Consider the following 22813-nt stretch of genomic DNA (forward strand, 5'->3'; position numbering starts at 1 on the left):
ATTCTCCGAACTGACGACGACGCTTGGCGGACGCCAGCCTGGGCGGCGTCCAGTGCGGTGATCCCACCCGCGGTGGATGCGCCGTGGCTGCGAGCTGGATGTGAGAACCGTGTGACGAAACCGGAACTGGCCAGGTCTCCTCAGCTGACACCCCCGCGGCGGTGGGCCACCATCGGCAGGCCGCCCTTGGGGCGCAGCGTGACCAGCGGCTCGGGCACGACCGGCGTGTCCGCGGCCGGGGTGAACGACCAGTGGCGGGCGATCGCGGCCAGCGTCAGGACCCCCTCGGCGACCGCGAAGCTGTTACCGATGCACTGGCGAGATCCGGCGCCGAACGGGAAATAGGCGAAGCGGGGGCGGTCGTGCGCCGTCGCCTTGTCGAGCCAGCGCGTCGGGTCGAAGCGGTCGGGATCCGGCCACCAGCGCTCGTCCCGGTGCATCACCCATTGGCTGAAGACCAGGGTCGATCCGGCGGGCAGCAGGTATCCGGCCACCTCGTGGTCCGCGACGAGATGGCGACCCATCGCCCAGACCGGCGGGTAGAGCCGCATGGACTCGGAGAACACCGCGTTGGTGTAAGCAAGCTGGGGCAGGTCGTCGATCGTGGGTGGCCGGCCGCCGAGGACAGCGTCGACCTCCTCGTGCAGCCTGGCGGCCACCGCCGGCTCGCCGCCGAGCAGATGGAACGTCCACGCCAGCGCGTTCGCGGTCGTCTCGTGGCCGGCCAGCAGGAGGGTCATCGCCTCGTCGCGGATCTGGGAGTCGTCCATCCGCTCGCCGGTGTCGGCGTCCTGGGCGTGCAGCAGCAGCGACAGCAGGTCAGTGCCGGCGGCACCGGTAGCGCCGGTGGTGGCGGCGTGGCGCCGGGCGGCGATCATCTCGAACACCGCGTTGTCGAGCGCCAGACGGGCCTCCTGACGTCGCTGCGCCGCTCGGAGCGGGAGCCGCTCCAGACGCTGGAAGCCGGGCAGGCTGGCGCGCCGCGCGGCCGGCATGTTCTCGCCGACGGCGGTCCGCACCACGTCGATGATGCGATCGTCGACATCGACGTCGAACAGCGTCCTGGCGACGATCGCCAACGTCATCTCGGTCATCTCCGCGTGCAGGTCCAGCCGCTGGCCGTCCCGCCAGGTCGCGGCGGCAGCGTCTGCCAACGCGACGAACTGCTCGCCGTAACCGGCGATCCGCTGCTTGTGGAACAGCGGCTGGATCAGCCGGCGCTGGCGAAGATGGGTATCGCCCGCGCTGGTCAGCAGGCCCTGGCCGAGCAGGTATGTCAGTGGCTGCGTGACGGTCGTGCGCGAGCCGGGGCCGCGAACCACGGCCCCCTTTGCGTACAGGCGGTGGCCGCCTACCAGAGCGTCGGCGATCGCGTCCGGGTCGGACACGAGAAAGGCGGACACCGGCCAGCTGGCCAGCCGGACCAGCGGCCCGTAGTCGCGGCGCAGCTCAKGGAACCGCGCCAGCGGATCGGCGCGCAGCCGCCGGACGGCCGCGACCATGCCGCCGGGCGGCCCGGGAACCTCGTGCACGCCGCGTGGCGCGGTCGCCGGGACGCTCCCGGGCGACGAGGCCGAGACGGGCGGGGGAGAGAAGGGCGGGGGAGAAGAAGCCGTGGGGCGCATGTCGCGTGTCTCCTTGATCGAGTGGTGGTCTCATGACCGTCTGGGTGCGTCGAGGTCGGGTCTGGTCAGGACCGGCAAGGTCCGCGGGCAGGAACGACGGCTGGACGCCGCGCGCGGTACTGCGCGCGCGAGCTGTCAGAAGAGGGCTGGCTGTCAGAAGGGAAGGACGACGACCGCCACCAGTAGCGCGATCTTCACGGCGAGGAGGAGGTCACCGGCTCGGCCGTGCGGGTGCGGCAGGCCCACCGCGGCCAGTACCCGCCCGGCCGCGTCCCGCGCCGCTGGCCAGAACAGGGCGACGATGCCGATGCCACAGCCGGCGACGGCGGCCCGGATGCTGACCGGCTCGGCCGTGAACAGGACGGCGAGCGCCGACGCGGCGACCAGTGCGAACGCCTTGATCCCGGCGAACGCGGCGAACGGATGGCGGCGGGGCAGCAGAACGGCAGCGAGACCCGTGGCCACCAGGATCATGGTCAGCGCGGTGACGGCGCTCATCGGCGCGGGCTCGACCTCGGCGAGCCGGGCCAGGTGCAGCGTGGGGGCTGGGTGCTCGAACCGCGACACCGTCACGACCAGCACGGTCAGCCCGGCGACGGCGGCCTGGACCCCGCGCAGGACCAGCAGCGCCGTGATGATCAGGAGCAGCCTGGCGCCGCGGTCGCGCGCGGACCTGCCCCGCCGGGCGACGAGCCGCCAGGCGACGCGCGGCGCCCCGGGACCTGGTGCCGTGGTGCTGGGCGCCGTGGTATCGCAGGACGTGGTGTCGCAGGACGTGGTGTCAGCCACGGCATATCCGTCCGTCCGCACCGTCCATGCCGGCCAGCGCGGCTCCCGGCATCGTGACCGCGAGCCGCAGTCCGCCAGGCACCGGTTCGACGCCGTCGAGGTGCGCGCCCGGTGGCAGGACGGCGGCTGACGGGCGCCCGGCCACCGCCGCGGCCACCGCCGGGTGGCCGGTCGCCAGCGGCCCGGACCCGAGCAGGCGCGCCAACCGGCCGCCCGGCCCGTCGGAGCCGAGGCGCAGAACGGCCGTCAGCGAGACCGAGCCAACCGTGGGCGAACCCGCCGCCGGACGGCCGAAGATGGCCGACCAGACCGGGACGTGGACGTCGTGGAACGTCACGGCGAGTTCGGTCAGCCGGTCGGTTCGGCCGAAGCCGTCGGCCGTCGCCGTCACGGTCCGGAAATGACCGGCGCCGAGCTGCGTCAGGAAGGGGAATCCGTCGATATGCACGGATCGAGTTCCCGTCAACGTGCCCATGCAGCCCAGCCGGTTGGTCAGGCGGTGCTCGGCGACGCGAACCAGCAGACGGTCGGTCAGCAGGAGGGCGGCCGAAACCACGAGCGGCGCCGCGGCGAGCCACCGCCATCTGATCTGCCATCTGCCCCGCCACCAGGCTCCGCCGCCCGCGATGACCACCCGTCGCGCGGGCAGACAACTCGCCGATCCGAACCCACCCACCGGTTTCCGCATGACACCGAGCAGACCGCCCGTTCATGCGGACGAGATGTGAGCCAGGGTCGAGCGGCGTGCGGGTCCGACGCGGGTCCGTTCAGGAACCGGGCAGCGTGACCCGGACGGCCAGCCCCTGCCCGGGAGCGCTCGCGACCTCGGCGCGGCCGCCGTGGGCGGCGGCGACGGCGGCGACGATGGACATCCCCAGGCCGCTGCCGCCGCGGCCACGCTCCCGGCCGGCGTCGGAACGGTAGAAACGGTCGAAGATCCGGTCCAGGTCGGCCGCCTGCACGCCCGGCCCCTCGTCCCGGACCTCGAGCAGGATCTCGCCGCCGACGGCGCTGAGGGAGATCTCGGCGGGGGTGCCGGGCGGGGTGTGGACGCGGACGTTGGTCAGCAGGTTGCCCATCACCTGCCGCAGCGCATCCGAATCTCCGACGACAAGGCATTCCGGCGGCACCCGCACGGACAGCGGGCGATCCGGCTCGACCGCGGCGACGTCGGCGGCGGCGTCCCGGACGATGGCGGCAAGGTCGACGGTGGCGCGTTCGAGCGGCCGGGCCTCGTCGAGATGGGCGAGGTAGAGCATGTCGTCGACGAGGGTGCTCATCCGACGGGTCTCGTCCTGCACGCGGCGAAGCGCGTCGTCCGCGCCCGACGGCGGCACGATGCCCTGGCGCAGCATGTCGACGTAACCGCGCACCGAGGTCAGCGGTGTGCGCAGCTCGTGCGAGGCGTCGGCGACGAACTGCCGCAGGCGCTCCTGCGAGCGTCGGCGGCCCTCGAAGGCGGTCTGGATCTGCGTGAGCATGACGTTGAGGGCGGCGGCGAGGCGATCGGTCTCGGTACGCGACCGGCCATGCGGCACCCGGCGTTCCAGATCGCCGTCGGCGATCGCCGCCGCGGTCCTGGTGATGTCCCGCAGGGGGCGCAGGCCGCGGCCGAGCAGGAGCCAGGCGCAGCCCCCACCGAGCGCGAGCACGGCGGCGGCGGCGACGGTCTCGACCAGCAGGAGCCGGCCGATGGTGTCCTCGATCGGTCGCATGGGCAGCGCGACGAGGTCGGTGACGCCGCCGGGGAGCGCCGTGACCAGCGCTCGGTAGCGGCCGTCCGCCGTCTCGATGGTGAACGGCGTGGCCGCGGCGATCCGGCGGTCCAGGTCGGTGACGCTGGTCAGGAGCCGGGCGCCGGCCGCTGGCTGGTCGGTCCCGCCGGTCAGGGTCATCGTCGAACCGCCGGGCTGACGCAGCTCGATCACGAACTCGGTCGGGGCCACGGCGCGCTGCAGCCCGACGCCGCCGAACAGCGGAGCGAGCCGGGTGAGCGTCGAGACGCCGCGGGTGCTGATCAGGTTCTGGGCGCCGCGCAGCTGGTCGTCCGCCTGGTCGATCAGGTGCGACCGCAGGGCCAGGGCGCTTGCCGTCCCGGCGACCGCCAGGCAGACCGCGAGCAGCGCCAGCAACCCGAGCATCAGTCGGGCGCGCAGCGTCACGGCGGGACCTCGGTCACGCCTCACTCGCGTCCGGCTGCTGGGCAGCCGGAACGCCCGCCCGCAGGGCGTAGCCGAAACCCCGCTGAGTGTGAATCAGCGGCGGGCCGTAGGGCGCGAGCTTGCGCCGCAGGTAGCTGACGTACTGGTCGACGACGGTGGCGCCGCCGCGGTAGTCCTCGCTCCAGACGGCGTCGAGGATCTGCTCCCGGGAGAGCACCCGGTTCGGGTTGGTCATGAGATACCGCAGCAGTTTGAACTCGGTGGCGGCCAGCTCGACGGGCTGGCCCGCGCGGGTGACGCAGTGCGTGTCCTCGTCCAGCCGGACGTCGGCGAAGGTCAGCGCCGGCGGGCACGCGGCGGGTGGCTCCCGCCGCGTGCGGCGCAGCACGGCCCTGATCCGGGCGACCAGCTCGTCGATCGAGAACGGCTTGGTGACGTAGTCGTCGCCGCCGTAGGTCAGCCCGGCGATCTTGTCGGTGTGCCGGTCGCGCGCGGTGAGGAACACGACCGGCACGTCCACGCCCTGCTCCCGCCACTGCCGGCACAGCTCCAAGCCGTCGCAGTCGGGCAGCATGATGTCCAGCACCAGCAGGTCCGGGCGCCGCGCCGCCACCGCCGCCGTGGCCTGCCGCCCCGACTGGGCGGTGACCACGTCGAACCCGTGGAACCGCAACGCCATCCGCAGCATGTCGACGATGTTCGGCTCGTCATCGACGACCAGCAGCCGTGGCCCGGCCCCCTCCATCGTTCACCCCCGGCCTTCGCTGCCGTGCTGTCCGCGAACCATTCCATGCTGTCCGCGGACCATTCCATCTGGCGAACATATGAGTTCGGTTCGAACCGCCGGCGCCGGGGTGGAGCCGCCTACGACGAGGCGGGCTGGGCAGACCGCTGATCCTCGGCCGCTTCGGCTGGCTGGCCTTGGGCTGCCTGGCTTTGGGCTGCCTGGCTTTGGGCTGGCTGGCTTTGGGATGGCTGGCCTGGGGCGGTCTGCGCCGCGGCGGGGCGCAGCAGGGTCCCGACGGCGACGGCCGCGGCGGCGACCACGACGGCGGCGCAGGTCAGCGCGGTGCGCATGCCGTCGACGAAGGCGGTCTCGGCCTGCTGGGCGACGGCCGGGCCCAACCGGGTGGCGAGGGCGAGCGAGGACCGGGCGGACTCGGCGAGCGGGGCCGGCAGGCCGGCGGGGTGCAGGTGGTCGCGGTAGGTCGACTGCAGGATGCTGCCCAGCACGGCGATCCCCAGGGCGCCGCCCAGCTCGCGGGCGAGGTCGTTCGTCGCCGAGCCGACGCCCTGCTTCGCCGCCGGCAGCGCGTCGGTGATCGCGGTCGTCGCGGGCGTCATGGCCAGGCCCATGCCGGCGCCGAGCGGCAGCAGGCCCGCCAGCAGCAGCCAGTAGCCGCTGTCCGCGCCCAGCCGCGACAGCACCAGCAGGCCCGCGGTGACCAGGGTGAGCCCGAGGACGACGACCGGGCGGGCGCCGACCCGGCTGACCAGCCGGGGCGCGGCCACCCGCGCGGCCGGCATGATCGTCAGGCTCATCGGGATCAGGCTCACCGCCGCGACGAGCGGGCCGTCGCCGCGGACCAGCTGCAGGTACTGCAGGAGCAGGAAGATGAACCCGAAGAACGCGAAGAACTGCAACGTGATCGACAGGGTGCCGGCGGCGAAGGCGCGGTGGGCGAACAGGCGCGGGTCCAGCAGCGGGTTCGGGTGGCGCAGCTCCCAGAGGACGAAGCCGACCAGGATGACGACCCCGGCGGCGATGCCGAGCAGCGTCCGGGGACTGCTCCACCCCTCCGTGGGCGCCTCGATGATCGAGTAGACCGCCACGCCGAGCCCGGCGACCGTGAGCAGCGCGCCGACGAGATCGAGCCGCCCGGCCGCGGGGTCGGCCGACTCGGGGATCACCCGCAGGGTGGCGAGGACGGCCACCGCGGCCAGCGCGACGTTCAGTCCGAACACCGAGCGCCACGACCAGACCTCCAGGAGCAGGCCGGAGGCGAGCACCCCCAGCAGCGCGCTCGCCCCGGCGACGCCGGCCCAGGCTCCGACGGCGCGTGACCGCTGCTCCGGCGGGAAGGTGGCGGTGATCGTCGACAGCGTCGCGGGCATGACCAGGGCGGCGCCGACGCCGAGCACGGCGCGCATCGCGATGAGCCAGCTCKGGTCGCTGACGGCCATGGCCGCGAGCGAGCCGGCCCCGAAGACCGCGAGACCGACGATCAGCGCGCGTCGGCGGCCGTACCGGTCGCCGATGGCGCCGCCGAGGAGCAGCAGCGCGGCGAACGGCAGGGCGTACGCGTCGATCACCCAGGACAGCTGGGTCTGGTTCGCGTGGGTGTCACGGGCGATCGAGGGAAGCGCCACGTTCAGCGACGCGACGGCGGCGACGACGGTGGCGAGGGCGAGCATGACGACCGGGAGCACGGCGCGATGCACGCCGCCCTGCCGGTCTGCCGGTGGCATGGGAGCCGCCGTGGGGATGGTCATCGTGGACCTCCAGCCGAGGGTGTGAACCCTGGCCAAGGTCACCCGCTCTCCGCATAATTTCAACCATGATGAATAAGGCTGAGGGGGGCACCCGTGGCCGGCGGGCCGGCAGCCCGGACACCCGCGGCCAGATCCTGGACGTCGCGCGCCGGCGCTTTCTGTCGGATGGCTACCGAGCTGTGACACTGCGCTCGATCGCCGCGGAGGCCGAGGTGGACGTCGCCCTGATCAGCTACTTCTTCGGCTCCAAGAAGGGCCTGTTCGGCGCGACGCTCGGCCTGCTCGCCAACCCGCCCGAGCTCCTGTCCGCCGCGCTGCCGGGCGACCGGGCGACGCTGCCGGAGCGGGTGCTGCGCTCCGCGGTCACCACCTGGGACGACTCCGACCGCGGCGACCAGCTCCGGCTCATGATCGCGGCGATCGTGCAGGAGCCCGAGCTGACCCGGCTGTTCCGGGAGGTGCTGGAACGGGAGATGGTGGGCCAGGTGGCCGAGTACGTCGGCGGCGCGGACGCCCCCTACCGTGCCGCGGCGTTCACCGCGCAGGTGGCCGGGACCATCTTCACCCGTTACGTGCTCGAGCTGGAACCCATCGCGAGCATGACGGCTGATGAATTGGTCCGGCACCTCGCCCCGGGCCTGCGCGCCGCCCTCTACGCCCCCACCGCGCGCCGCCGCTGACCGTGCGACCACGGCGTGCCGGTCGACGACGGTGCCCACTCGACGACGGTGCCCACTCGACCCCGCCGGCGCGGCACCGCCCGCGGCGGCGGTTCTGGCTGGCGGAGGGTTCCAGCTAGTTGCTGTAGACCCGGTCGGGCCGGACGAAGACGGCTGTGCGCCGCTGTTCGGCCATGACGCGGTCGTACTCGTCCCAGTCGTCGTGGGTGYCGCCCGCCGAGGTGAACACCTCGCGCAGCATCAGCCGCAGGCGTTCGGCGTCGACGTCCGGACTGGGATCGTCGGGTCCGATCAGCTCCGCGCGTCCCTCGACCGTCGCCCACTGCCAGCCGGACCGGACGGTGGCCGTCAGCTGGGGGCGAGCGCGCAGGTTCGCGAGCTTCACCTTGCCGTAGGTGACGAAACCGAGCACGGTCTCGCCGGTGAGCGGATGCGTCAGTACGCCCACGTTGACGACCGACGACTGGATCGTCTGATCGCCCCGCACGGTCGAGATGACCGCCAGCCCGTTCTCCGCGCGCCCGAGAGCGGCCAGATCGTCGATGGTGGTCATCCGGCCGGCACCCTCTGCCCGAGACTGGTACTACACGGCTACAACAGAGCTGCCGCAGCAGTCTGACTGTCTACCGCGCGGCCCTGGCCGACCCTACCGGTAGAGCGGCGCGCGGCGGTCGTCGTCCGGGAACGCCGGAGTGGTGGGCGCGGACGTAGGCGTAGGCGCGGGCTGCTGAGGAGGGTAATCCGTCCAGCCCTGCCCGGCGGGTGCCGGACGGTCGAAGAAATCGCGCCTGGGCTGGTCGTCGAAGGCGGCTCGCCCCGCCGCCGCGTCGCGGGCATCCACGTCCGGCGCCGCCTGGTGACGGCCGTGCGGGGCCKGGCTGTTCCGGTCGGCACGAGCCGGGGTGGGCGAACCTCGCCCGTTGCGCGGGCCGGCGACCAGCGGGGACCTGCCGGTCTCGGCGAAGCCCCCGAGCGCGGCGAAGATGATGAGCGCGAGCACCGAGAAGGCGATCAGCATGACGGGGAAGCTCAGCACGATCGGGTCGGCGCCACTCGTCTCCGACAGGCGGTCGGTCTCGGCGACCTGGGTGGCCGCCATAGCCGTGTAGTGCATCCCGCTGACCGCGGCGGCCATCACGAGGGACGCGACGACGACGTGCGCGGTGGTGCGCACCCGGAAGGCGAGCCACAGGGCGGCCAGGGCCGCCACCACGGCGATCGCGACGGAGACGCCGGCCAGCTTCTTGTCATAGGTGACGGTGCTGCCGGCCTGCATCGCGGCCATGCCCGTGTAGTGCATCGCCGCGACGCCGAGCCCCGCGATGACCCCGCCGACGATGAGGCGCACGGCGCTTCTCGGGTTGGTCCCGACGATGGCCAGCCCGATCGCCGAAACGGCGATGGCGATCAGCAGGGAAAGTGCGGTCAACGGAAGGTTGTAGGCAAGCTTCCGGTCACCGACGTGATAACCGAGCATTCCCATGAAATGCATCGACCAGATGGCGCCACCGCCGAGGGATACCGCGGACGCGGCGATCCAGCGGCGTCGGGCGCCGCCCTGGGTGCCCGGGATACGCCGCGCGCTTACCAATGCCGCGAACGAGCCGATCACGGCGAGGCCGATGGAGCTGGCGACAAAGATGAGGTCGCTGCTGGCGTGCTCATGCGCCACCTGGGCAGTGATCACATTTCCCCCCGCGGGTGTGAGACGCTGGCCGGGCTCGCGGGTACGGGGCGACCGGGCAATGAGGTCAAGCGTGACGACAAGGCGATCTGAGCAGCGGAGATCGGAACAGCATAGTGATCTATATGACTCATTGGAACGATACAGGCCATAGCGGTGCGGGCGCGAGATGGTGTGACGGCTGAACTGGGTCCGTTGAATGCTGCGGAACGTGGCCGGGCTGTTTGTCGGCGCGACCGATCGTGTCTCCGTTGGACGGTGGTGGTGTCACCGCCGTCGGTAAGCATCCGCCGGTATGCGGACGAGCACTCGAAGTGAGATGGCCGAGCACCTGAGGTGGTCAACCGGGTGTCATCGCAACGGCTGCACCGATGATCGCCCTAAGCGCCGTTTGGCTCACGTCCCGTTAGGCGGGCCCCATTGGTGCTATCGCGGTGGCTCGCGCGTCGTTCCAGCCCATGAGGGACAGGCGTTCCGCGTTGGCGAGCGGCCGCTCAGCGCCCGGGCGACCGCTGAGGCCGGGGGCCCTCAGCCGAGCTTGAGGTAGGTGTCCTTGAGGTAGGTGTCGAGGAAGGAGTTGCGGAGGACCCGGCCCGGGTCGCGGCGGGCCGCCAGCCGGACGAACTCCGCCAGTCGGGGGTACCCGGCCCGGACCCGCTCGGGATCCAGCGCGAAGACCTTCCCCCAGTGCGGCCGGGGGGCGAACGGAGCGAGGGCCCGCTCGACGGCGGCGACCGCGCGGGCGACGGCGGTCTCGTCCGGTAGCCAGGTGAAGTGCAGCGCCAGCGCGTCGCGGTGGTAGGCGGGGCTGAGCCAGAGACCGTCCGCGGCCACCGCGCGCAGTTCGCTGATCTGGAGCGCGCCACGGACGTCGCCGCTGACCTGGTAGACGGCGTCGATCGCCGCGGCGGCGTGTTCACGGGCGACGAAGTACTCGGACTGGAGCTCGTCGCCGGCGCTGGGGGTGAAGCCCAGGCGGAAGTGGGGCAGCCGCTCGAACCAGGGGCCGGGGACGCCGAGCTGCTGGGTGGTGTGCTCAGGGTCGACGCCGGGGATCGGGTGCAACGGGCGAGTGGCCGGCCGGGCGCCGCACACCTCGGCCGGCGCCGCCGTGCTCCCGTCGTCCCCGCCTCCCCCGTCGCCGTCGCCGTCGCCTGCGCCGAGGCGTCGCTTGAGCCACACCTGCGAGCCGGCGTTCGGGTCCCAGGCCGTGAAGACGCTGACGCTGTAGGCCGCGGCGAGGATCTCGTCGATGCCGGCCAGCAGGTCCTCGCGGGTCAGGCCCTCGTAGACGTGCTGGCTGACCTGGAAGGTCGGGACGATCTCGAGGGTCACCGCGACGACGACGCCGAGCGCGCCGAGGGCGACGACGTGGCCGTCGAAGTCCTCGTCGACGCCCCGCCGGACGGTCATGAGCTCACCCGACGGGGTGACCAGGTCGAGCGCGACGACCGAGGTGGCCAGGTTGCCGTTGCGCTCGCCCGAACCGTGCGTCGCCGTCGCGCACGCGCCGGCGACCGAGATGTGCGGCAGCGATCCGAGGTTGCGCAGCGCCCAGCCGGCCGCGTCGAGCTCCCGGCCCAGGTCGCCGTACCGGATGCCGGCGCTCACCGTGACCTCGCGGGCCGCCTGGTCGACGCGGACCAGCCGAGGCAGCCCGGCGGTCGAGATCAGCGTGCCGTCCGTGTCGGCGATCCGGTTGAACGAGTGCCGGGTGCCGAGCGGCCGCGCCCTGCCCCCGGCGGCCACGACGCGCGCGAGCTCGGCGACCGACGTCGGGGCGACGACGCGGGCCGCCGCGAACGTCACGTTCCCGGCCCAGTTCCGCGTGGGCGCGCTCCCGTCGTCCGCCATGCCTCCGTCCGCCATGCCGCCGTCCCTTCCGCGCCGCCGTCCTTCGACGCCGTCCCTTCGGCCCCAACCCGGCGACGAGTCTCGCACCCGGCCGTGCCTGACACCGCCCGGGGACGGGACCGGTCACTCCCGGACGGCGGCCAGGTCGGCAGGGTCGCGGCGCAGCAGCAGGGCCGCCGGGGCGATGCTGGCCACCAGGGCGACCGCGAGGCAGGCCGCGGCGATCGCGCTCAGCGTCGCCCAGGGAACGACGACCGGCACCGACGGCGCGAGCTGTGCCAGGCCGTACCGGGCGCCCCAGGCGGTGATCCCGGTGACCGCCGCGGCCAGCGCCGCGCCGATGGCGGTCACCAGCACGGCCTCCGTGGCGACGACGGCCAGCACCTGCCGGCGGGTCGCCCCGGCGAGGCGGACGGTGGCGAACTCACCCGCCCGGTCCCGGGTGGCCATGACCAGCGTGTTCGCGATCGCGAGCACGGTGTAGACGAGTGCCAGGCCGAGCAGCACCACCGACGCCATCCGGTTGGCCCTGGACTGCTCGGCGTTCGCCGCGGACAGGTACTCGTCGGTGCCGACCAGCTTTCCGGCGCCGGCGGTGGCCGTCGCCACCCCGGCGGCGACGGCGGCCCTGGCGGCCGTCGACCGCGTCGCCTCCGCCGAGAGCCGCAGGTAGACGACGGTGGCGATCGCCGGCTCGTGCCCGGTGCGCAGCGCCGCCGGCAGCAGGAGGGTCTCGTCGAGGTCGAGGCGCTTGCCGAGCACGGCGACCACCCGCGGCCGCACGGGCGTCGAGTCCGCGAGCCACAGCTCGGCGCGTTCGCCCAGCTTCCAGTGGCTGCCGGCCGGCACCGCGACCGTGTCGGTGCCGGTGAGGTCGGCGAGCCGGCCGGCGGTGACCGGGGTGTCGAGGACGGCCGCGAGATCCGCGCCGGTGGCGTACCGGGCGGCCCAGCGCTCGGGGTCGCCGTCGTCCCGGACATAGACGGAGGCGTCGGTCACGGGTACGGCGGCCCGCACGCCTGGGATCTCGCGCAGCGTCTGGACGGCGGCGTCGGGCAGGCCGGCGCCGACGGCCGGCACGACCAGCGCGTCGGCGGCGATCTGATCACGAGCGGCGCTGTCGGTCGCCGCCTCCAGCGTCCCGAAGCCGGTGAGCATCGAGCCGGCGATGCCGAGCGTCACCAGGATCGGCGCCGCCGTCGCCGCGGTGCGCCGCACGGCGCCGCGCGCGTTGTGGCGGGCGAGCAGCCCGACCGCGCCCGGCGAGGCGGCGAGCGGCGCGGTGAGCAGCCACGCCAGCGGCGGGATGACCAGTGGCGCGAACAGCGCGAACCCCATGACCAGCAGCATCCCCGCGACGATGATCAGTGCCACGCCCGCCGCCGACGGGTGCGCCATCAGCACCGCGATGAGCGGCACGCTGCCGGCGAGCGCGAGYAGCCCGAGGACGGTGCGTCCCACGGTCATCGGCCGGTGGTCCACCGCCGCCTCCCGCAGCGCCTCCGCCGGCCGGATCCGCCCGGCGCGCCACGCCGCCGCCCAGGCACCTACCAACGCGACCAGCAGACCCGTGCCGAAGGCGGGAGTCACCGCCCAGAAGACGAAATGAGCGGTGAAGCCGCTGGGTGCGAACCCGGTGCGGACCAGGACGCGCGCGAACGGCGGGGCGAGCAGCACGCCTAGCAGCACGCCCGAGAGCGAGGCCAGCAGGCCGACCGTGAGCGCCTCGCCGAGCACGAGCCGGAACACCTGGCGCGGGGTGGCCCCGGCGGCGCGCAGCAGGCCGAACTCGCGCCGGCGGGCCGCGACGGAGTAGGCGAAGGTACCGGCCACGACGAAGATCGACACGAAGCCGCCGAGGCCGGTGGTGGTGCCGAGCAGGGCGATCGCGACCTCGTGGCGCTCGGCGTCCGGGTCTGGCTCGGCGGACCGGCGGCCGTTGCCGGTGAGCACCCGGACCGAGCCGTCGTCGGCGCTGACCGAGCCGTCGCCCGCGCGCGCGTCGTGGACGACGGCCCGCGCGGCCGCCGCCAGCGCCGCGGCGTCGCGTGGCGGTGCCGGGGCGCCGGCCTGATCGCCGGCGGTGGCCGCGGTCGTGGCTGGCCGGACCGTCAGCGCCACCGCCGTGACCCGGCCGTCCGCGAGCTCGGTGGCGACGGTGTCGGTGGCGTAGAACGCGCCCGGCGCGTCGGTGCGCAGCACCCCGCTCACCGTGAAGGCGCGGGCGCCATGCGTGGTCACCACGGTGACCCGGTCGCCGGGGCGGTGGCCGGTCGGCGCGCTGAGAACGATGTCCCCGGCCGCCCGCGGCGCGCCGCCCGCGACCCAGGAGTAAGGGTGCAGCGCCGCCGCGGACCACGGGTGGACGGTGTCACCCGGCGCGCCGTCGGCCGCCGCGTAGCCGGCGACATCGACCACCACCGCCGCGTCACCGCCGAGGGCGGCCCGCAGGCGGTCGACGAGGCCGGCCGGCAGCGGGCGGGTGAGGATCGTCCTGGCCGTGGAGGTCTCCCGGTCCTCGCCGGAGCCGGTCGTGATGCTGACCGTGCCGGCGCCGGCGACGACGACGTCCGGCGTGGCATACCAGCGCGGGGCGCGGGCGGAGCCGCCGACGGTGCTGACCAGCGTCAGCGTCATCGCCGCCAGCAGCGCGACCCCGAGCGCCAGCGCGAGAAACGTTCCCAGCAGGCCGCCCTTGCGGGCACGGACGGTGTGCCAGACGAGCCCGGCCATGTCAGCTCTCCTCGCGGCCGTGGTCGCGGTCGCGGTCGCGGTCGCCGTGCTTACGGCCGTAGTGGTCGCGGCCGTCGGGCTCCAGGCCCGCGAGCCGGGCGGCGACGGTGGCCGGGTCGGGGTCGGCCAGCTCCCCGGCGGCTCGGCCGTCGACGAGGAACACGACCCGGTCGGCGTAGGAGGCGGCGACCGGGTCGTGGGTGACCATCACGATCGTCTGCCCGTCGACGTCGACCAGCGAGCGCAGCAGGGTCAGCACCTCGCGGCCGGTCCGGGTGTCCAGCGCGCCGGTCGGCTCGTCGGCGAACAGCACCGCCGGGCGGGTGACCAACGCCCGCGCGATGGCGACGCGCTGCTGCTGACCGCCGGAGAGCTCGGCCGGCCGGTGCCGGCCTCGCCCGGCGAGCCCGACGGCGGCGAGCACGTCGCGCACCTCGCGCCGCCGCGGCCGGCGGCCGGCCAGCCGCAGCGGCAGCGCCACGTTCAGTTCGGCGGACAGCGCCGGAACGAGGTTGAACGACTGGAAGACGAAGCCAACCCGCTGCCGGCGCAGCATCGTCAGCTCGTTCTCGCTCAGCCCGCGCAGGTCCACCCCGTCGAGGAACACCTCGCCGGCACTCGGCCGGTCCAGCCCCGCCGCGCACTGCAGCAGCGTCGACTTGCCCGAGCCGGACGGCCCCATCACCGCGACGAACGTGCCCCGGTGGATGTCCAGGGTCACCCCATCCAGGGCGGTCACGGCCGCCGCGCGTCGCCCATAGACCTTCCGGACGTCGCGCAGCGCCACCGCGCTGCTCGCTGCGACGGTGGAGCTCGCTGCGACGCTCGAGTTCTCGGTGACGTTCGGGGCCGTCGAGGCCTTGCCACCTGGGGTTTCTACCGGATGGTCAACGGTGTTCCGGCGCGCCGTCCGCTCGAGCTGTTCCATGAGATCAGCTCACCAGCGCTGCGACCCGCGCACACTGGTGCTGCGCCCCGATCCGGGGTGGGGCTAGCCGGATGCCGCCCGGAGGGGCGCGCCATCGTCGGCAGGCGTCGGCCATCGTCGGCAGGCGTCGGCCGGGCCCGGGGGAGCCCGGCGGGCCGTCAGAGGTGGTAGCCGCCGTCGACGTCGAGCATGACGCCGGTGATGTAGGCGGCCCGCGGGGACGCGAGGAAGCAGACGGCCTCGGCGACGTCGGCCGCCGCGCCGAAGCGGCGCATCGGGATGTTGCGGCGGGCGACGTCGAGCGCGCCGTCCGGGTAGGCGCCGGCGCTGATCAGCCGCTCGGCCATCCCGTCGGTCAGCATGCCGGGGCCGACGCAGTTCAGCCGCACCCCGAAGCGGCCCTCCTCGGCCGCGAGGGCACGCACCACCGACTCGACCGCCCCCTTCGGGCCGGCGGACAGACCGTCGCGGACCGGGTAGCGGCGGGTCGCCGCCGTGGTGACCGCGACGACGCTGCCGCGGGCGGCCCGCAGCGTCGACAGGGCCGGCTGGACGAGGTTGAAGAACGCCACGACCTCGCCCTCCACCTGGCGGCGGAAGACGGCCGGGCTCACCGTCGACAGGTGTTGCTGCGGGACGTGCGGGCCGGACGCGACCACCAGGGTGTGCACCGCGCCGAACCGGGCGGTGACGTCGGCGATGAACGCGGCCGTCTCCGCCTCTTCCTCGAGCCGGAGCTGGCGGGCCTCGCCGTGGCGCCCGGCGGCCTCGACCGCAGCCAGGCTCGCCGCCGCCGCGTCGGCGTTGCGGTGGTAGGTGAGGACGACGTCGCTGCCGCGCTCGGAGAGCAGCCGGCAGACCGCCGCGCCGATCCCGCCGCTGCCGCCGACGACCACCGCCACTCCCGGCAGGTCGGCGAAGTCTCCGCCGAGGCCCGCGGGCCGGCCCGCGTCGCTGTCGCCGCCCATCCGGCTACCGTGCCGCGACCAGCTTCGACAAGCAACGGGTTCTAGTCCGCGGCGACCCGGCGGCCGCGGCGAGAGCGGCCGCGCGGGTCGCCACGAGAGATCGGGTTACTACGAGAGATCGGTCGCTACGAGAGATCGGGTCGCTACGAGAGGTACAGCGCCATCGCCTCGATGAGGCCCGCCCGGGCGAGGCTGATGTCCGTGTAGGTGCCCAGGTCGTTGAGGTCGTGCAGCCCGCGGATCGCGGCGGGCACGAGCGAGCGTGCCTTGGCCAGGCGTTCCCGGGAGACGCTCAGGCCGTCGAAGATGCGATCCCAGGCCTGCGCCCAGCGGGTGTCCCAGGCGGCGAGCGCGGCCGCGGTGCGGGGGAAGTCCTCCTCCAGCACGGCGAGGTCCCGCGGCAGGTACAGGCGCAGGTTGTGCACGGCTCGCACGTTCGGCGAGTCCAGCGAAGTCCAGACCAGGTCGACCACGGCCTCCAGCCGTCTCGCCAACGGCAGCAGCGACGAGAGCTGCTCCGGGTTGGGGTGGAAGTCCGGGCTGGTCGAGACGTGCTCGATGACCGCCGCCCAGACGCCGTCCGCCTCACCGAACTGGTGCTGGATCGTCCCCCAGGTGACGCCGGCCTCCCGGGCGATCAGGTTCGCGCTGACCGCGTCCGGCCCGCCGCCGCTGAGCAGGTCGACCGCGACATCCAGGATGCGCCCCCGGGTGGCCAGCCCGCGCCGGTTGAGGCGGGTTCCCTTGGCGGAGAGCGCCGTCGGCGCGGCGACGGTGGACGTGCCCACCTGAGCCATCGGGCCCCCTACGTTCGAGTGGCCACACGTTACCCGCGTGCCACGCCGGATGACGGGCCTGCCGGCCGTCGCTCGGCTGACGATCCCGGCTCACGTTCGATGGCACTGGCCGCTCGGCCTGACTGGTCAGCGCGGCGGCTTTCGCGCGGGGAACACCGCGAGGATCTCGGTGCCCGCCGCCGACATCACCTTGTCGGTCCTGACCAGCTCGACCGCTTCCAGGAGGAACGAGCCAAAATGGTCCGCCCGGTGCGCGCGAGCGACCTTCCGGGCGGCGGCGACGTCGGTCGACCGAAACCGGACGACATTGCTGAGCGCCAGGACGGTCCTTCTCGGCGRCTGGATCCGGCCGGCTGGATCCAGCCGCCGCAGAATCGACGCGCGCAGCCGCGGAAACGCCCGTGCCGGGCGCGCGTACGCCTGGACGTAGACGGTGCCGCGGGCCACGGACAGCCCCCGCAGGTCGAGGATGACCGGCGGGGCGGCCGCGACGCAGTCCGCCAGCACCTGTTCGACCCGCGCGATCGGGACGTCCGCGTAACGGTCGAGGTTGATGAGCGTCACGTGCAGGTCGGCCGCCGGGTAGAGGTGGTGGCCGCCGGCCGCGGCGGCCGGTCGCGCCGCCTCGCGTACCCGGGCGCCCACGGTCTCGGGCACGCGGACGACGGTGGTCAGGAACGCCCTTGGTCCCTCCTGGCCGTGCCAGGAGACGGCCTGCCCGCGGCGCAGCCGCCACGACTCGGTGGCGCGCAGCGCGCCGAACCGGGCCCGCTGCGATATCTCACGCCCCATCCGGGTTGCCGGCGCTCCGCTCGCTGGCAGCCTGTCCGCCTGCGGCGTGCCCGCCCAGGGCGAAGCCGGAGGGACTCGGGTTGCCCTGGAGCGTCCAGCCGTTGCCGCTGCGGATCCAGCCGGCCGAGGCGGCGGTGCCGCCGTCGACGCTGAGGGTGGTGCCGGTGATGTAGCTGGCCCGGTCGGAGCAGAGGAAGACGGCGGCGTCGGCGACCTCGCTGGCGACGCCCTCCCGGCCGAGCGGGACGTAGCGCTCGATCCCGGGCAGGCGCTCGGGTGGGACGGGCGGCAGCTCGTCCGGGTCGACCGGGCCGCGCATGATGCCGCGCAGCCCGGCGGTCCCGGTCATGTCCGGGGCGATCGCGTTGATCCGGACGCCCTGGTCGGCGAGCTCGACGGCCATCGTCCGGGTGAAATTGATCATTCCGGCCTTGCAGGCGGCGTAGACGGCGTACATGGGCGCGGCGCGCATGCCCTCGATGCTGGTGACGTTGACGATCGAGCCGCCGCCGCGGCCGTTGCCACCGGCGCCGGCCGGGCCGCCCGAGGCGGCGACGGTCCGGGCGATCAGCGGGGCGGCGGTCGACGTCGCCGCCAGCATGCTGACGAGGTTGATGTCGATGTGGCGTCGCCAGCTGCGCTCGCTCTGGTCGAGGAAGCGAGCGCCCTTCACCCCGCCGGCGTTGTTCACGAGGATGTCGAGCCGGCCGAACTCGGCATGCGCGGCGGTGATCGCCTCGGTGAGCGCGTCGGTGTCCATCACGTTCGCCGGCAGGGGCAGCGCGGTCCCGCCGGCCTTCTCGATCAGCTCGGCGGTGGCGGTCGCCCGGGTCGGGTCGATCTCGATCAGCCCGATCCGCACCCCGGCCCTGGCGAGCCCGAGGGCGATCGCCTGCCCGAGGCCCGCCCCGGCGCCCGTGACCACCGCCGCCTTGCCGGCCAGCCCCAGCTCGAACCCGCCCGTCACCGTCACAGCACCACTCCTCAGCTCGCGGCCGTCGCCGTACCGCCCGCCCGCCCGTGATCCGACCGCGCGTCCTGGGCCCGCGTGTTCCGCCCGCGGCCGAGAACGCGGTTCCCACCCAGCGGGAGACTAGCTTCGGTCGGCCATCCGAGGCGCGGCGTTCGCCCGCCGCCGGCGGCTCGACGCCACATCGGTCGCCGTCGCAGTGGCCGGCCGGCGGCCGGAAGGCCTTGACGTCCTCGGCCTCAGCCGGCGTCTGGCGTCCCGTCCGCCGCCCGGCGCAGCTCGGCGATGTCGAGACGGCTCATCTTCAGCATCGCCTGGGTGGCCCGGTACGCGCGCTCCGGGTCCGGGTCGCCCAGCAGCTCGTACAGCGCGGTGGGAACGACCTGCCAGGACACGCCGAAGCGGTCCTTCAGCCAGCCGCACTGGCTTTCCTCGCCGCCCCCCGCGGTCAGCCCGTACCAGTAGTGGTCGACCTCCTCCTGCGACCCGCAGGAGATCATGAACGAGATCGCCTCGGTGAACGGGAACTGCGGCCCGCCGTTGAGGCCGAAGTACTCCTGCCCGTCCAGCGAGAAGGTCACCGTCATCACCGCGCCCTCGGTGCCGGGGGTGTCCGGCCCGTAGCGCGACACGTCGAGGATCTTCGAGTTGGGGAAGAGGGAGAGGTAGAACTCGGCGGCCTGCTCGGCCTGGCCGTCGAACCACAGGCACGGCGTCGTCTTCGGCATGCTGGTGACCTCCCAGGTCGTCGTCGGTGTGCTGACCCCGTCGACGGGCGCCGCCGACTTGCGGCGCCGTCCAAGGAGTGACCGCCGCCGGCCGCCGAACTCATCGCGGTCTTCCGGAACGGACGCCTTCCGGGACGGACCGATCAGCCGGTGGGTCCGGTGACGAGCGGGGGGATCTCCGCGACGCTGCCGAGCAGATGGGTGTGCCGGACCGCGCCGAGTGCTGCCACTCCGACCTGGCCGGTCAGCACGCCGACGACGACCCCGGCGCCCGCGTTCGTCCCGGCCAGCAGATCGCGGACGGTGTCGCCGGCGACCAGCACCCGGGCCACGGCGGTGACACCCGTCAGCTCCATCGCGCGAAAGATCATGTAGGGGGCGGGCCGCCCGGTCGGGACGTCGTCCGCGCACACCACCGCGTCGAGCAGGCCGCCGCCCCAGCCGAGCGAGGCGAGCAGCGGGCCGACGACCGACCGGTCGAAGCCGGTGGTCAGCGCGATCCGGATGCCACGGGCCCGCAGCGTGCCGAACGCCTCCACCACGCCCGGTATCGGCGCGGGCGGCCGGGTCCGGTACGCGGTCTCGAGCCGGTCGCGGAAGTCGAGGAAGACCCGCTCGACCTCCGCCGTGTCGATCTCCGCCGCGTCGACCGCCACGGGGGCCGCGCCGGCGCGGCCCGGAGCGGCGGCGAGCAGCGCGCGGATCGCGGCCCGCTTGTCGGCGCCCATCCAGCGCTCGATGTCGTCGTCCCCCGGGGTGGCGCCGGCGGCCTCGACGGCGTGGCGCAGCGCCTGGTAGACGGCGCCGTGCTCCTCGACGGTGGTGCCGGCGATGTCGAACACCGCCAGGTCGATGCGCGCGCGGTCCGGGGCGCCGCCCGCGACGACGCCTGGGGCGACGCCCGTGGCGGCGCCGAGGCCCGGTGCGGGCGGCACGAGGACGGACACGGTGGAGGCGGTGGAGTCGGACACGGCGGCGTCAGTGGAGGCGGTTGAGTCGGCGGCCACGGGTTCACCTTTCCAGGACGAGGACGGTGGGCGGACGGGTACAACATGAACAGGCAGCCAACTCCTCCTCCCACCGTTGACCAGCGATTTCTGCCACCGAAATGCTCGCCCCATGCGGTTTGCCGAGGAGCGGTTCGACGTGGTGGTGGTGGGCGCGGGGATCATCGGGCTGGCCCACGCCGCCGAGGGGGTGCGCCGGGGGCTGCGGGTCGCGGTCGTCGAGCGGGACGAGTTCGCGCGCGGCGCGTCCGTGCGCAACTTCGGCCACGGCTGTGTGAGTGGCCAGGCGGGCGCCGCGCTGGGCTACGCGAAGGTGGCGCGTGAGCGCTGGCTCGAGCTCGGCCGACTAGCCGGCTTCTTCGCCGAGCCCACCGGCTCGGTGGTCGTCGCCCGCCGCGAGGAGGAGCTCGCCGTGCTGGCCGAGTTCGCCGCGGCCGGGCCAGCCCCGGTCGAGCTTCTCGACGCGGACGGGGTGCKGGCGCGGGTGCGGGTGCCGTTGCGCGCGAAGACGCTGCTCGGCGGTGCCTGGCTGCCCTGGGACGTCCGGGTGAACCCGCGCGAGGCGGTCGGGGCCCTGGCCGACTGGCTCGCCGGCCAGGGCGTGACGTTCTTCTGGCGGACCGCCGCGACCGATGTCGAGGAGGGCCTGGTGCACACCAGCCGCGGTGATCTCGCCGCGTCCGCGATCGTGCTGGCCACCGGCCACGACCTCGACTGGCTGTTCCCGGACCTCGCCGAGGAGGCCGGCGTGCGCCGCTGCGCGCTGCGCGCTGCGGATGCTCCGCGTCACCGTTCCCGGTGGGGCCGGCGAGGCCGGGCATCCCCTGGGCGGCGAGACGGGCGGCGCGGGTGGCGAGGTGGGCAGCGGCGCGGGCGGCGGGCGCTTCGGCCCTGGCGTGCTGACCGGGTTGTCGCTGCTGCGGTACGCCGCCTTCGAGGGCTGTCCGTCGTTGCCGGCGCTGCGGGCCCGTTTCGACGCCGAGCGGCCCGACCTGCTTGCCGTCGACATGAACCTGATGTTCACCCAGCTCCCGGGCGGCGACCTGATCATCGGCGACACCCACGAGCGCGCCGTCACCCGTCACCCGTTCCAGGCCGAATGGATCGACGACCTGGTGCTGGCCGAGACCGCCGACCTGCTCGGCGTGCCGGTGGGCGAGCTCACGGTTCGCGAGCGCTGGCGCGGCTACTACGCGACCGCTCCCGACCGCGAGTTCCTGGTCGCGACCCCGTATCCCGGCGTGCGCGTCGTCGTCGTCACGACCGGCATCGGAATGACGACGTCCCACGGTCTCGCCGCCGAGGTCCTCGCCGACCTCGTTCCGTGAACCGTTACTGAACGTTTCTGCCCGACTCCATTACAGCCGCGCGCGTCGCATTGGCCACTCATTGGGTCGACATGGAGGCCTTACCCGGGTCGTCAGTGTTCGTCGAGTCTGGTTCGGACTCCGGTCACCGACGGCACCGAATAGCTTCCTCGTCTATTCATTGATCGGTACGCGAAGGCCCCTGAACCTTCCTAAGTTCGCCCGTCGCCGGCTTTTTGCTCAACTTCCGTCCACCCGCAGGTAATGCGTGCGCGTCACCGTTGCGCGGACAAGTTCGGCGGGCGGACACGCCGCCGCGCGGGGACAGGCGGTCGGTCTACCAGGCGAAACGCCTGGGGATGCCGCGTCCGTGCGCACGGCGGGAGGGGTGGCCGCCGCGCCGGAAAGGCACAGATCTTGCCCTGGGGGGCTCGTGAGACTAGTAGGAAACCGGTCCGCCGTGCGGCTGGTCGCGGCCGGGACGGTCGTGCTCGGCCTGCTCGCCGCCGCCTGTGGCGGTGGCGACAGTTCCTCACCAGCTCTCCGGCGGCCAGCAGCAGCGGATCGCGCTGGCCCGCGCGCTCGCGATCGAGCCGCGGGTGCTGCTGCTCGACGAGCCGCTGTCCGCGTTGGACGCGCAGGTCCGGGCGCAGCTGCGCGACGAGATCCGCTCGCTGCAGACCCGGTTGGGGATCACGACGCTGTTCGTCACGCATGACCAGGAGGAGGCGCTGTCGATGGCCGACCGGGTCGGCGTGATGCGCTCCGGTCAGCTCGAGCAGATCGCGGCGCCGGAGGTCGTCTACGCCTGGCCGCGGACGCCGTTCGTCGCCGAGTTCGTCGGCACCGTCAACCGACTGCCCGGTCGGCTCGCCACCGCCGGTGCCGACGGCACGGTCGAGGTGATCGGTCAGCGCCTCCCGGTCCTGGAGGTCGGCGAGGCCGGCGCGCCGGCGCGGGGCCTGGGCGCCAGTGTGGACGTGCTGGTGCGACCCGAGGCCGTCGTCGTCAAGGCCGCCACCGGTGCCGCGGAAGGCGCGGCCGGGACGGTGGTGGCGCGCTCGTTCCGCGGCGCGGTCACCCGCGTCCAGGTGGAGCTTCCCGGCATCGCCCGCGCCGTCGTCGGCGGCACCGGCGCCTCCGAGATCGCGGACGGCATGACGGCCAGCGACGCCGGCCTGGTCGTCGCGGACCTGGCCACGTTCGAGGTCGGCGACCTCGCCCCCGGAGCCTCCGTCCGGGTCACCCTCGCCGACCGCCCCGTCCTGGTCACCACTCCCGCCGCCTGACCCCGGT

19 protein-coding genes and 1 pseudogene are annotated in these 22813 nt (G+C 73.9%); 3 read left to right on the forward strand and 17 right to left on the reverse strand.

What is annotated here, in order from left to right:
• Positions 1 to 140 precede the first annotated feature (140 nt).
• The 6 genes from BCD49_RS13545 to BCD49_RS13570 form a co-directional block, all read right to left on the reverse strand.
• Positions 141 to 1625, reverse strand: a complete 1485-nt coding sequence (locus tag BCD49_RS13545) for a cytochrome P450 (RefSeq protein WP_071041536.1) — start codon at positions 1623 to 1625, stop codon at positions 141 to 143.
• Between the two features lie 153 nt (positions 1626 to 1778).
• On the reverse strand, positions 1779 to 2414 hold the full coding sequence (locus BCD49_RS13550; RefSeq protein ID WP_007512888.1) for a hypothetical protein: 636 nt from the start codon (positions 2412 to 2414) through the stop codon (positions 1779 to 1781).
• Positions 2407 to 2970, reverse strand: coding sequence for an LmeA family phospholipid-binding protein (locus BCD49_RS13555; RefSeq protein WP_157845166.1), 564 nt, complete (start codon positions 2968 to 2970; stop codon positions 2407 to 2409). Before BCD49_RS13555 ends, BCD49_RS13550 begins: the two co-directional genes overlap by 8 nt.
• Positions 2971 to 3181: 211 nt before the next feature.
• Positions 3182 to 4576 (reverse strand): sensor histidine kinase, encoded by a 1395-nt coding sequence (locus BCD49_RS13560; RefSeq protein WP_007512892.1) that lies wholly within the window; start codon positions 4574 to 4576, stop codon positions 3182 to 3184.
• A 13-nt stretch (positions 4577 to 4589) separates the two neighbouring features.
• Complete coding sequence (locus tag BCD49_RS13565; RefSeq protein ID WP_007512894.1) at positions 4590 to 5321, reverse strand: response regulator transcription factor; 732 nt, start codon at positions 5319 to 5321, stop codon at positions 4590 to 4592.
• A gap of 119 nt (positions 5322 to 5440) precedes the next feature.
• Positions 5441 to 7069, reverse strand: a complete 1629-nt coding sequence (locus BCD49_RS13570; protein ID WP_083401435.1) for an MFS transporter — start codon at positions 7067 to 7069, stop codon at positions 5441 to 5443.
• Between the two features lie 65 nt (positions 7070 to 7134).
• Between BCD49_RS13570 and BCD49_RS13575 the strand changes: the two genes are divergently transcribed.
• The gene (locus BCD49_RS13575; RefSeq protein ID WP_007512897.1) at positions 7135 to 7749 is read left to right on the forward strand and encodes a TetR/AcrR family transcriptional regulator; all 615 of its coding nucleotides are present in this window, start codon (positions 7135 to 7137) and stop codon (positions 7747 to 7749) included.
• Positions 7750 to 7864: 115 nt separating this feature from the next.
• On the opposite strand, the gene BCD49_RS13580 is transcribed toward BCD49_RS13575, so the two are convergent.
• From BCD49_RS13580 to BCD49_RS13630, 11 genes are all read right to left on the reverse strand, one after another.
• Positions 7865 to 8302 (reverse strand): TIGR03618 family F420-dependent PPOX class oxidoreductase, encoded by a 438-nt coding sequence (locus tag BCD49_RS13580; RefSeq protein ID WP_071041537.1) that lies wholly within the window; start codon positions 8300 to 8302, stop codon positions 7865 to 7867.
• Between the two features lie 93 nt (positions 8303 to 8395).
• On the reverse strand, positions 8396 to 9436 hold the full coding sequence (locus BCD49_RS13585; protein WP_083401436.1) for an MHYT domain-containing protein: 1041 nt from the start codon (positions 9434 to 9436) through the stop codon (positions 8396 to 8398).
• A gap of 525 nt (positions 9437 to 9961) precedes the next feature.
• The gene (locus tag BCD49_RS13590) at positions 9962 to 11302 is read right to left on the reverse strand and encodes an FAD-binding protein (RefSeq protein ID WP_232793864.1); all 1341 of its coding nucleotides are present in this window, start codon (positions 11300 to 11302) and stop codon (positions 9962 to 9964) included.
• Positions 11303 to 11410: 108 nt separating this feature from the next.
• Positions 11411 to 14020, reverse strand: coding sequence for an ABC transporter permease (locus BCD49_RS13595; protein WP_007512906.1), 2610 nt, complete (start codon positions 14018 to 14020; stop codon positions 11411 to 11413).
• 1 nt (position 14021) lies between these two features.
• On the reverse strand, positions 14022 to 14948 hold the full coding sequence (locus BCD49_RS13600) for an ABC transporter ATP-binding protein (protein ID WP_007512908.1): 927 nt from the start codon (positions 14946 to 14948) through the stop codon (positions 14022 to 14024).
• A 158-nt stretch (positions 14949 to 15106) separates the two neighbouring features.
• A complete protein-coding gene (locus BCD49_RS13605) occupies positions 15107 to 15916 on the reverse strand; it encodes an SDR family NAD(P)-dependent oxidoreductase (protein ID WP_007512916.1) in 810 nt (269 codons plus the stop codon).
• A gap of 143 nt (positions 15917 to 16059) precedes the next feature.
• Positions 16060 to 16713: a TetR/AcrR family transcriptional regulator gene (locus BCD49_RS13610; protein WP_007512918.1), complete on the reverse strand. Its 654-nt coding sequence runs from the start codon at positions 16711 to 16713 to the stop codon at positions 16060 to 16062.
• 126 nt (positions 16714 to 16839) lie between these two features.
• A complete protein-coding gene (locus tag BCD49_RS13615; protein WP_071041539.1) occupies positions 16840 to 17505 on the reverse strand; it encodes a 2'-5' RNA ligase family protein in 666 nt (221 codons plus the stop codon).
• Positions 17495 to 18478 (reverse strand): SDR family NAD(P)-dependent oxidoreductase, encoded by a 984-nt coding sequence (locus tag BCD49_RS13620; RefSeq protein ID WP_007512924.1) that lies wholly within the window; start codon positions 18476 to 18478, stop codon positions 17495 to 17497. The genes BCD49_RS13615 and BCD49_RS13620 overlap by 11 nt, the downstream gene beginning before the upstream one ends.
• A 236-nt stretch (positions 18479 to 18714) precedes the next feature.
• Positions 18715 to 19203, reverse strand: coding sequence for a VOC family protein (locus tag BCD49_RS13625; RefSeq protein WP_007512926.1), 489 nt, complete (start codon positions 19201 to 19203; stop codon positions 18715 to 18717).
• Positions 19204 to 19346: 143 nt separating this feature from the next.
• Complete coding sequence (locus BCD49_RS13630; protein ID WP_007512927.1) at positions 19347 to 20210, reverse strand: phosphonatase-like hydrolase; 864 nt, start codon at positions 20208 to 20210, stop codon at positions 19347 to 19349.
• Between the two features lie 112 nt (positions 20211 to 20322).
• On the opposite strand from BCD49_RS13630, the gene BCD49_RS46135 reads away from it, so the two are divergent.
• Positions 20323 to 21549: an FAD-dependent oxidoreductase gene (locus BCD49_RS46135; RefSeq protein ID WP_335341690.1), complete on the forward strand. Its 1227-nt coding sequence runs from the start codon at positions 20323 to 20325 to the stop codon at positions 21547 to 21549.
• A 498-nt stretch (positions 21550 to 22047) separates the two neighbouring features.
• A pseudogene (locus BCD49_RS13645) lies at positions 22048 to 22806 on the forward strand (ABC transporter ATP-binding protein); the annotation flags it as partial.
• Between the last annotated feature and the right edge of the window lie 7 nt (positions 22807 to 22813).

Source organism: Pseudofrankia sp. EUN1h (assembly GCF_001854645.1).
In the GTDB taxonomy this organism is placed as follows: Bacteria; Actinomycetota; Actinomycetes; order Frankiales; family Frankiaceae; genus Pseudofrankia; species Pseudofrankia saprophytica.